The 10,567-nt window shown below is 33.0% G+C and carries 7 protein-coding genes; 2 read left to right on the top strand and 5 right to left on the bottom strand.

The features are described 5' to 3' along the window. Nucleotides 1–82 precede the first annotated feature (82 nt). Nucleotides 83–3,250, top strand: a complete 3,168-nt coding sequence (locus BUC11_RS13290) for an efflux RND transporter permease subunit (RefSeq protein ID WP_073354823.1) — start codon at nt 83–85, stop codon at nt 3,248–3,250. 102 nt (nt 3,251–3,352) lie between these two features. Here BUC11_RS13290 and BUC11_RS13295 read toward each other — a convergent pair whose 3' ends face one another. From BUC11_RS13295 to BUC11_RS13310, 5 genes are all read right to left on the bottom strand, one after another. After that, on the bottom strand, nt 3,353–5,968 hold the full coding sequence (locus tag BUC11_RS13295; protein WP_073354825.1) for a hypothetical protein: 2,616 nt from the start codon (nt 5,966–5,968) through the stop codon (nt 3,353–3,355). A gap of 6 nt (nt 5,969–5,974) precedes the next feature. Beyond that, nucleotides 5,975–6,769 carry a GLPGLI family protein gene (locus tag BUC11_RS13300; RefSeq protein ID WP_073354827.1) on the bottom strand — a complete coding sequence of 265 codons (795 nt, stop codon included), beginning with the start codon at nt 6,767–6,769 and terminating at the stop codon, nt 5,975–5,977. 82 nt (nt 6,770–6,851) lie between these two features. After that, the gene (locus BUC11_RS16995) at nt 6,852–7,022 is read right to left on the bottom strand and encodes a hypothetical protein (RefSeq protein WP_175547759.1); all 171 of its coding nucleotides are present in this window, start codon (nt 7,020–7,022) and stop codon (nt 6,852–6,854) included. Between the two features lie 513 nt (nt 7,023–7,535). Then, entirely contained in the window at nt 7,536–7,976 is a 441-nt protein-coding gene (locus tag BUC11_RS13305) for a LexA family protein (protein WP_073354829.1), read from the bottom strand. Then, on the bottom strand, nt 7,967–9,241 hold the full coding sequence (locus tag BUC11_RS13310) for a Y-family DNA polymerase (RefSeq protein ID WP_073354831.1): 1,275 nt from the start codon (nt 9,239–9,241) through the stop codon (nt 7,967–7,969). Before BUC11_RS13310 ends, BUC11_RS13305 begins: the two co-directional genes overlap by 10 nt. 391 nt (nt 9,242–9,632) lie before the next feature. Between BUC11_RS13310 and BUC11_RS13315 the strand changes: the two genes are divergently transcribed. Next, nucleotides 9,633–10,295: a hypothetical protein gene (locus BUC11_RS13315; RefSeq protein WP_073354835.1), complete on the top strand. Its 663-nt coding sequence runs from the start codon at nt 9,633–9,635 to the stop codon at nt 10,293–10,295. Nucleotides 10,296–10,567: the final 272 nt, after the last annotated feature.

Consider the following 10,567-nt stretch of genomic DNA (forward strand, 5'->3'; position numbering starts at 1 on the left):
GTGATTAGTGAACAGTTGTTAGCCAAAAGCTTTTTACTATTTACTATTCACTTATCACTTATCACTCTTTTAAAATAAAAAAATGAAATTAGCAGAAATATCCATAAAACGTCCCTCATTAGTCATCGTATTGTTTACGATACTAACTTTAGGAGGACTGTTCAGTTACAGCCAATTAGGCTACGAATTGATTCCAAAATTTGAAACTAACGTAATTTCAATCGCTACTATATATCCTGGTGCATCACCTAGCGAAGTGGAAAACACCGTTACTAAAAAGATTGAAGACGCGATTTCCTCTTTAGAAAACATCAAGAAGATCGACTCTAAGTCCTTTGAAAGTCTATCTTCGGTTTCGATAACATTGACATCTAATGCTGATGTTAATATTTCGATGAATGATGCACAACGTAAAATAAACGCCATCATAAACGACTTACCCGATGATGCGGAAGCGCCTTCATTAAACAAGTTTTCTTTGAGCGATTTACCAATTATGACTATTGGTGCCAATGGAAAAATGGACGAAGTTAAATTTTATGACTTAGTTGATAAAAAATTAGCTCCAGTATTATCACGTGTGCAAGGAGTTGCACAAGTAAACATTACCGGTGGACAAGAAAGAGAAATTCAAGTCAATCTTGATGCTGTAAAAATGCAAGCCTACGGACTTTCAGTGCCACAAGTGCAACAAAATATTTTATCCTCCAACTTGGATTTTCCTACTGGAAATATTCAAACCCGGGAACAAAAAATATTAATCCGTTTAGCCGGAAAATATAAGAATGTTGAAGAGTTAAGAAACTTAATTGTTTCTTCTAAAAACGGAATCCAAGTTCGTTTAGGCGAAATCGCTGATGTTCAAGACACACAAAAAATCACGGAGAAAGTAGCTCGTGTCAATCAGAAAAGTGCTATTATTTTGCAAATCATCAAACAGTCCGATGCTAATGCGGTTGCGGTGAGTGAAGAGTTGGTTAAAACAATTGCTAAACTAGAAGCGGAGTACAAAACGACTGAATTAAAACTAGAAATCGCAAAAGACAGTACCATTTTCACACTTGAAGCGGCTGATGCCGTGGTACATGATTTACTTATTGCAGTACTTTTAGTAGCTTTTGTAATGTTGTTTTTCTTGCACAGTATTCGAAACTCATTGATTGTAATGGTTTCTATTCCAGCTTCGTTAATTGCAACTTTCATCGGAATTTATTTAATGGGATATACCTTAAACTTAATGAGTTTATTAGGACTATCGCTCGTTGTAGGTATTCTTGTGGATGATGCTATTGTAGTTCTGGAGAATATATACAGGCACATGGAAATGGGCAAAAACAAAGTTCGTGCTGCCTATGATGGTACAGCCGAAATTGGTGGAACTGTAGTATCGATTACGCTGGTAATTGTGGTTGTGTTTTTACCAATTGCCTTGAGTTCTGGACTGGTTTCTAATATTATTACGCAATTTTGTGTAACGGTAATTATTTCTACTTTACTATCATTAGTGGCATCGTTTACGATCATTCCTTGGCTATCCTCCCGATACGGAAAATTAGAACACATTGAAGGTAAAAACCTTTTTGGAAGAATCATCCTTGGGTTTGAAAGTTATTTAACGCGTTTCATCAACTGGATTTCTGGATTATTGACGTGGAGTTTGGATCATTACAAAACAACACTAGCTATTGTTTTGGTTATCTTTTTCAGCTCAATTGCATTGGTTCCTGCAGGATTTATTGGAGGTGAATTCTTTGCAGCATCAGATAGTGGTGAGTTTTTAGTTCAAATCGAAATGCCAAAAGATGCTTCGCTAGAACAAACTAACTTCATGACACAAAAAGCAGAAGCTTTTTTAAAGAATGAAGCTTTTGTCGAAAGCCAGTTTACTATTGTGGGTCAAACCAGTGGTGGTCTTGGGGCTTCGCAAGCAACTGCATACAAATCAGAAATTAACGTAAAAATGGTCCAATTAGACCAACGTGACGAACCTGCAAATGTTTACGCTGCAAAAACCAAACGTAAATTAGAAAAACTATTAGTGGGAGCCAAAGTTAAAACCGTTCCCGTAGGTATTTTAGGAACGGCTGAAGATGCTACTTTAGGACTTATTGTAACAGGTCCAGATGTCGCAAGCGCAATGAAATTTGCCATTGCTGCTGAAAAAGAATTGCGCACAATTCCAGGAGCAACAGAGATTGAATTATCTGTAGAAGATGGAAATCCTGAAGTAAACGTAAAAGTAGACCGAGATAAAATGGCTGCACTTGGTTTGAGTTTACAAACAGTAGGTATCACGATGCAAACGGCTTTTAGCGGAAACACCGACGGACGTTTTAGAGCTGGGGAATACGAATATGACATCAATATTAAATACAATGCATTTGATAGAAAAAGTATTGCTGATGTAAGCAACTTGATTTTTATCAATGATATGGGGCAACAAATCAAGTTAAATCAATTTGCAACCGCTACGGAAGGTTCTGGTCCAAGCCAATTGGAACGTAGAGACAAAACGGCATCGGTAACGGTAAAAGGGCAAAACGTAGGTGTTGCCTCTGGAACAATTGTAGCACAATGGCAAGAAAAAATAGACCAACTAAAAAAACCGACGGGTGTCAACTACATTTGGGGTGGTGATCAAGAAAACCAGTCTGAAGGTTTTGGAACCTTAGGAATTGCTTTATTGGCTGCGATTATCTTGGTTTATCTAGTAATGGTTTCCTTGTACGACAGTTTTGTGCATCCATTCGTAGTATTGTTTGCCATTCCGCTTTCGTTTATTGGAGCATTACTGGCATTAGCCTTAACAAATAACACCTTGAATATCTTTACTATTCTTGGAGTTATCATGCTTATTGGTCTGGTGTGTAAGAACGCGATTATGCTTGTGGATTATACCAATCAACGTAGAGCCGCCGGCGAAACAATTAGAACGGCTTTAATTCAAGCGAATCATGCGCGTCTTCGTCCAATTTTAATGACAACAATTGCAATGGTTTTTGGTATGTTCCCAATTGCATTAGCCGCTGGAGCTGGAGCCGAATGGAAAAATGGTTTGGCTTGGGTAATTATTGGTGGATTAATAAGTTCCTTATTCCTAACCTTGATTGTCGTTCCAGTAATTTACGAAATTATGGAGAAACTAATTGCTAAATTCTCTAAAGGTGAGAAAGTAGATTATGAAGCCGAAATGGTTGCTGATTATGAGCATCGAGAATTGAGTGAAGATGGTTTTACACCAAAGCACTAAGTCCTATTTTTAATAAAGAAACGACCTGTTCATTAGTTTGAGCAGGTCGTTTTGTTTTTCAATAAAGCACGCAAAAGGTATCTGTTAATTGTATCCTGCAAACTAGAAGCGATATTTAACAGTGCCTAATAAATATCTTGGAACTAAGTCAACACTTGACTGATAAAATGTAAAATTATTTAAAGTCACAAACGTAAATTTATCTTCATTGAACATGTTATTAAAGACAAGTCTATAGGAGAACCTACTTTGTTCCGGATTGTAATTCAACACAAGGTTACTAAATGTATAATTTTGACTATTAACAAAATACGATGCATTTTTACATTCTGCCAAAAGCACTTTAGAAATATCAACATTTAAATTTAGAAAAATATCTTTCGTATTATTTTCATTTGTACTACTATCAAATTCAGACTTATTGAAATGATACGCAAAACCTCCATCAAGGTTAATTCCTTTTTTAAAATACGTAGTGGCGGTATATTTGATTGTGTTAGAATAATTTTTTAAAATTAAAAAAACATCACTATTAACGCTTATCGGTGTACTATTCCAATTTTGAATAGTTTCAATTTTTGATGCTAATTTTAATTTACGCAAGTAATTTACAACACTAAAATTAAAATTAAAATTATCACCTCCCGGAGTCAGTAAACTAGAACTAAAATTAAAATCATTAGTAATTGTACTAATAGTATTCAAAATTGTCTTTGACTTCATGTAAATCAAACCAGTATTTACTGAAAATCTTTTTTGATCTTGATAAATCGAATATGTAAACTGAGAAACACTATTTTTTATTGGATTTTGAAAATTTGTGCCTTTAAAAAAACTACGATAATCTATCAACTGAAAATTGGAAGTAAGCTGATTTATTTCTGGCAAATCATTATTTTCAGAGTATGATACTGCAAAATTACCAAACCCTGTTTTTTTGATATTCAATGAAATAGTTGGATTGACAATCCAGAAGTTTTTATTACCGATGGTGGTGTTAAAGTTGGTGTTTTTAACAATCAATGATGCAGTAAAATTTATCTTTTTAGAAAAATTATAACGGAGAGCATTATCAAAATCCAATTTAATCTTATTAAAATTTAAATTGTTTTCGTAGTTAGAAAATCTTTGTTCAGTAATTGTAAACTGGTTAGCAAATATTTCTTTGCTATACTCAAATTGCAAGCTATTTGTAATATCAAAATTCCCAAATTGAGCAATTAACTTTGTCTTTTCGCCTATATAAAACAAACTATTATTCGACTTTTGGTGAATAGCATCCCCACTATTTACCTCTAAAAAGGAATTGAGTAAAGGAGAAACAATCTTGGTATTTTCTTCCATTTTATCATAACCAAAATAGATGTAATTGTTGAGAACTTTATTACGGTCTAGTTGTAGCGTATGGTTAAAATGATTGTAAAATGTATAATTATCGTTTTTTGAAGATTGATTTATTTGATTAGAATTAAATAGCAAATTGTTATTAGTGTGCGTTGGGTGTTCTTTGAAAAGGAATAAGTTCGTGATGTAGTTTTTATCATTAGGATAATACTTTAGTTCTAATTCTGTTGATGCAAGCGAACTTCTTCTGTTGTAAAAACTATTTTCAGTGAAAGAAATTGGATTAGATCCAAAATTATAATTTGTTTCTGCAAATGAATTTTGATTTTGTATATCATTAGTCAGATATGCTGAACCCCTAAGAGAAAGATTTTTTTTAATTTTTTTAGTAAAACTTAAAGAGTTTAAAAAAGCATTATTAAAAACACTTTGTGTTTTACTAAAAAGTCCAATTTCGTTACTATTAATAGTAAATAAAGATTTAGCTGAATACTCCAATCTGTCCTCACCAAAAATATCGTTTTCTATAACATTAGACGAGACTAAATCGGTTGCTTTCTCTCCAAGATTATTATAATCAGCCAGATAAAATAACTTTATTTCTTTCCTTATCAATCCTAAGTTCAAACTCTCTTTCCAGCGGTTTTCACTAACTATTCCGGCACCAAGAGTAACATTACCAAACCAAATATTTTTTTTGCCTTTTTTAAGTTTAAGATTTAAGGCAACTTTATCAGAGTTATTCAATTTTTTTAGAACTGGATTATCTTCATAATCGTCAATAATTTGCACGGCATCTAGCACATTTGCATCAAGATTTTTAGTAAGCAGTTTATAATTTTTATTAAACATATCTTCACCCTCAATCAATAATTTATCAATTGCCACTCCATGCGCTTTTATAGATCCGTCTTGTTGAACTTCTATTCCTGGCAATTTTTTCAAAACATCTTCTAATGTTTGTTCAGTTTTATTAGTAAAACTAGCTGTTTTAATGGTAGTAGTATCTTGCTCTTTTTTTATTTTTTGGTTAGCCTCGACAACTACTTCCCTCAATGTTTCTACTTTTCTTTCTAAAACAAAATTTTGAACTTGACTTAAAACGCCTATTAATTTATATGTTTTACTATACCCCAAACAAGAGACTTCTAGTTTCAATGATGAAAGATTGCCTTTCTGATATGATAAACTATAATTTCCTTTAACATCTGTAAATGCATAATCCACGCTATCATTATTACTATCTAATAAAATAATAGACGCATTTTGTATCCCAAGTCCCTCTTTGTCAGTAATAGTTCCTGTCAAGACAATCTCTTGAGAGTTAACAGAAATTGAAGCAAACCAAAAGAATAAAAAAATGATTTTTTGCATCAAAAATTATTCAAAAGATTCTATATAGTACGAAGTCATAGGTGCCTTCACTGGAGTCATTCCAGGATGACTTTTTGCAATTATTATGGCACTCTCGTAATTACTTTCGATAGTATTTATACAGTACTTTTTAAACGCATCGATTGTCAAAAAAGTAACCTTCTTACTGTTTTTCTCTTTACGTATATTGTAATCTTGTTTAACAGTAATTGGAAATTTATAACTTTTAAAGTTCCACATCACATTCTTGCCCTCATCATACGCTTCAAGAATCATTCCAGGTAAACCATTTAATTTCCAAGGGCCAGAATAAACTGCAATTTCAGGAGCATACCATGCATAGTATTTCCTACCTCTAAAATTAGAAATCCCCAAAATACACTCAAATGAACCTATTTTTTTCTTTTGCTTTGTAATTTTCCAGTTAAACTTTGGCAACGTTTCCGACATATAAATTTGTTTTCCATCAAATACATTGCTATCAAGTCTTTTTGTGCTATAATTACAAACCACTTGGTTTCCTTGCGCAGATAAAACTAAACCATTTGAAATTTTATTTTTACTTCCGCTACTATTTTGATAATGAGACTTTGCTTTAGAAATACTAACTGCATTCTCTAGAGAATCTTTTGCAGCTACATAATAGGACTTGTCTTTAGAGAACATTGTATATGCATTATATATTTCTCCATTACCTCCTCCTACACCAATAGCATCTGTAAATTCATAATAAACAATCCCATCCTGAGTATAACCCATTTGGCAAATTATAATTAACAAGAGTGATAAAATATTTTTCATAATTTAAAAAGATTATAATTTAAAAAAAGTAGAGGTAATAATATTACCTCTACAAGATTTCGCTAATAACAGAAAAATACTATTATCTGTTATCGCACCAAGCTCTTCCCATTGCTGTTGCTTGTTTTACTGTTGTATCATCCGATGATGTGAAAATAACTTTTCCACCACCTGAACAGTTATAAGACCATGTTGTAGCATAAGATGAAATAGATAGAAAGGTTACTGCTGCAATTAAAAATGTTTTTTTCATAATTTATAGTTTAATAGTTACTCCATTAAGGACTTGAGCGGTTAGTTTTCGTCCTGATAGAAAGTTTATCGTGATTCCTTATCACTATTTTATTTTCAATTTTCTTTGGTTATAAATAAACAAATCCCCGCAATTCGTAGCTACTGAATATTTTTTACACTAAGATTTATTGATTCTTATTGCAAGACAAATCTAAAAAAAAAACATGATTTTTTAACAAAAATAATCTTGTATCAAAAAAACTAGATCGCTTATCTACAATAATTTAAAAAAAAATTACCATCGTAATATTGAAAAAATTTAAGATCTTTTGTAGTATAGCGGGTGTAGCGTACAAAACCAAAATAATCGCCGATTATGAGCATAGAGAATTGAGTGAAGATGGTTTTACACCAAAGCACTAAAATTGTAAAATAATAAATACTGAGAAAGCCTGTTCATTCATTTGAACAGGCTTTTTTTTATGACAAAATCCAAACAAGAATTTTATTTTAACACATCCTACAATTGCTTTTACAACTTCTTAATCACATACGTCACTATTCCCCAAATGATTAATTGATTTTCTTCGGTGACTTTTATGGGTGGATAATTGGGATTCTCTGGCATCAGAAACAAACAGTCTTTCTCGACTTGCATTCGTTTCACCGTGAACTCTCCATCAATGAAACAAATCGCAATTTTGTTGTTTTGCGGTTCTAAACTACGATCCACGACAAGAACATCTTTGTCATTGATCCCGGCATCAATCATTGAATTTCCTTTGACTTTAATATAAAAAGTAGCCAACGGATTTTCACTCAATTGCTTGTTTAAATCGATACTCATTTCCATAAAATCTGCTGCCGGCGATGGAAATCCAGCCGAAACACCTTCATTGATGAAAGGAATTCGCAATTCACTTTCAAAATCAGGTAGAAAAAAAGTCAGTTTTTGTTCTTTGTTTATAGACATTTGATTTCGAGTATATCTTTAAAATTAGTTGTGTATTTAGGTGACAAATGCTTCTGATTCATGTTCCAAGTCAAACTTAAATTTTGGGTAGCCAACTTTACTTTTTTATCTCCAATTTTTTTATTCAAACCGTCCATTACTTTCATCAGCATCAAATGTTTTGGATTTTCCTCATCAAACAACTGCAACTGTTTTTTGTTTTCATCTATCAATTCCGTTACGATCACGCCCGCTTTTTTGAATTTTAAATGCTCATTTCCTTGGTGCAGTTTTTTCAACATATCGATGGCTACATTGCTAATTGTCAACGTAGAATTTGACGCAAACGGCAAAGTTACTGCCATGTTAAAATAATATTTTGAAGTTTGCACCGCATGTTTATCCACCACAAGCATTACAATAATGGTATGGCAGCAGGAATTTTGTTTGCGCAATTTCTCTGCACAAACGGCTGCAAAAGTTGCTACACGTTCTCGCAATAAATCAAAATCAGCAATTTGCTTTGGAAAACTTCTGGTCGTAGCAATACTTTTCTTTTGCTCAACAATGGGTTCTAGATCCAAGACTGATTTTCCTTCGAGTTCGTATTTTAAACGCATACCTATCACACCCATTTCTTTTTTGATCCAAGCTTCGTGTTGCGGTGCAGTAAAATCTAAAGCAGTCACAATATTTTTAACTTTCATCTTTTTATTCATGCGGTGCCCAATGCCCCAAACGTCTTCAATCTTTGTCCATTTCAAAGCTTTGATTCGTTTTTCTTCGCTATCAATAACATAAACACCTTTCGTTCTGTCTTGGAATTTCTTAGCAATTTTGTTAGCTACTTTTGACAATGCTTTGGTATCAGCAAAACCAATACAAACAGGAATTCCGACCCATTTTTGGACACGGGTTTTCATTTGGATTCCATACTCATGATAATCGGAAATCATCAAACCATCAAAATTCAGGAAAGCTTCGTCAATGCTGTAAATTTCTAGATTTGGTGTAAAATGAGCTAAAATTGCCATTACCCGATTACTCAAATCACCATACAACGCATAATTTGAAGAAAATAATTGCACATTTTTCTCTTTTACTAATTCCTTGATCTGGAATGCTGGCGCGCCCATAGGAATTCCAACCGCTTTCGCTTCATTACTTCTAGAAATGACACAGCCGTCGTTGTTTGATAAAATTGCAACAGGTTTCCCGTTGAATTTCGGTTGAAAAACACGTTCACAGGAAGCGTAAAAATTGTTACAATCGACTAATGCATACATGCTACAAAATTACTCAATATCAGTTGAAGCGAGTTCGTAACATAAGTTAATTTTAAGCACTGTTAATAAGTAGTTTTCATATTAGAGCGTCTTTCCACAGCAGTACATTCACTTTTACCCAAATTATTTCATCTTAAAAACCGCAAGAAAGAATATGAAATGAGCCATCAATTCTATTAAATAAATCTTAATATATCATATTTAATAAAATTATTTTAAGACACAAAGCATTGATTTTAATGTATTTAAATCCAAAACCACAACATTCGCTCTCAAAACACAAGACCATGATTCAAAATTTTGGCATACTACTTGAATATCTTAAATCAAATAACACAAAAAGCGAAAGCCGAAAAGCTGAAGAGTAGGCAAAATTCAAAATAACTGTATCATGAAAAAAATTACCTTTTTAGTTGCTAGTATCTTTGTATTGGGAGGTAGTATAGTAAACGCAGCAGAGAAAATCGATTTTTCTGTAGAAAGAAGATCTCCCGTAGATTTTAGAAACGCCGACCCAATTGTGTTCACAGAAAGAGGAATTGAGTTCTTCGTGTTCCCTGACGGACAATTAGATTTTAATACACGCCCAACAACAGGACGAGATATGTATTACAAATCAGCCCGAAAAAATAGTGTCAATAAAACATTTGGCTCTCCTGGAAATGTTCGAAATGAGAATTATGGCGTAAGAGTGGAACACGACAATAGGGGCCGAGTAAGACAAGTTGGGAATGTGTTCATTAATTACGATGTGAATGACAGAGTAAAAAGAATTGGTTCTGTTTACATGACCTACAATCGTTTTGCATTAGAAAGAGTAGGCGGATTAGAAATTATTTACAACCGTCGTGGTCAAATAGTTGATACTTTTGGTTCCGTAAAAGGAGGTAAAGCCTATCAATATGGTCAAAACAGTTTTGGTAACAATGATTTTGGTAACAACCAAAACTCAAATGAACAGGACTACTACTATTACAGATCAAATGGCACAAAAGCTAAAATTGAAAAAACTAAAGTAGTTGATAACGCTGTCATTGTATTAAATAGAAGATAATTATTTGGTTTGAATGGTTTGGTTTGAAAATTCCCGTTGGTATTCGTATCAGCGGGTTTTTTGTATAAAAGTACTCTTCAATAGTACCATGTACATTATTTCAGCACCAATCGTAACTCCTGACGATATTGCGAAGCGCTTTTGCCCGTAAATTCTTTGAACGATTTATTAAAATAACTTGAATTCAATTAATAAATGCGAAAGTTAGGAATCTCAAAGAAAGATGAAATATTTTTTCAGAACAAAGAAAAGAAAATTAATTCTTTTCCCTG

The sequence above is a fragment of the Flavobacterium xanthum genome, assembly GCF_900142695.1.
Classification (GTDB): domain Bacteria; phylum Bacteroidota; class Bacteroidia; order Flavobacteriales; family Flavobacteriaceae; genus Flavobacterium; species Flavobacterium xanthum.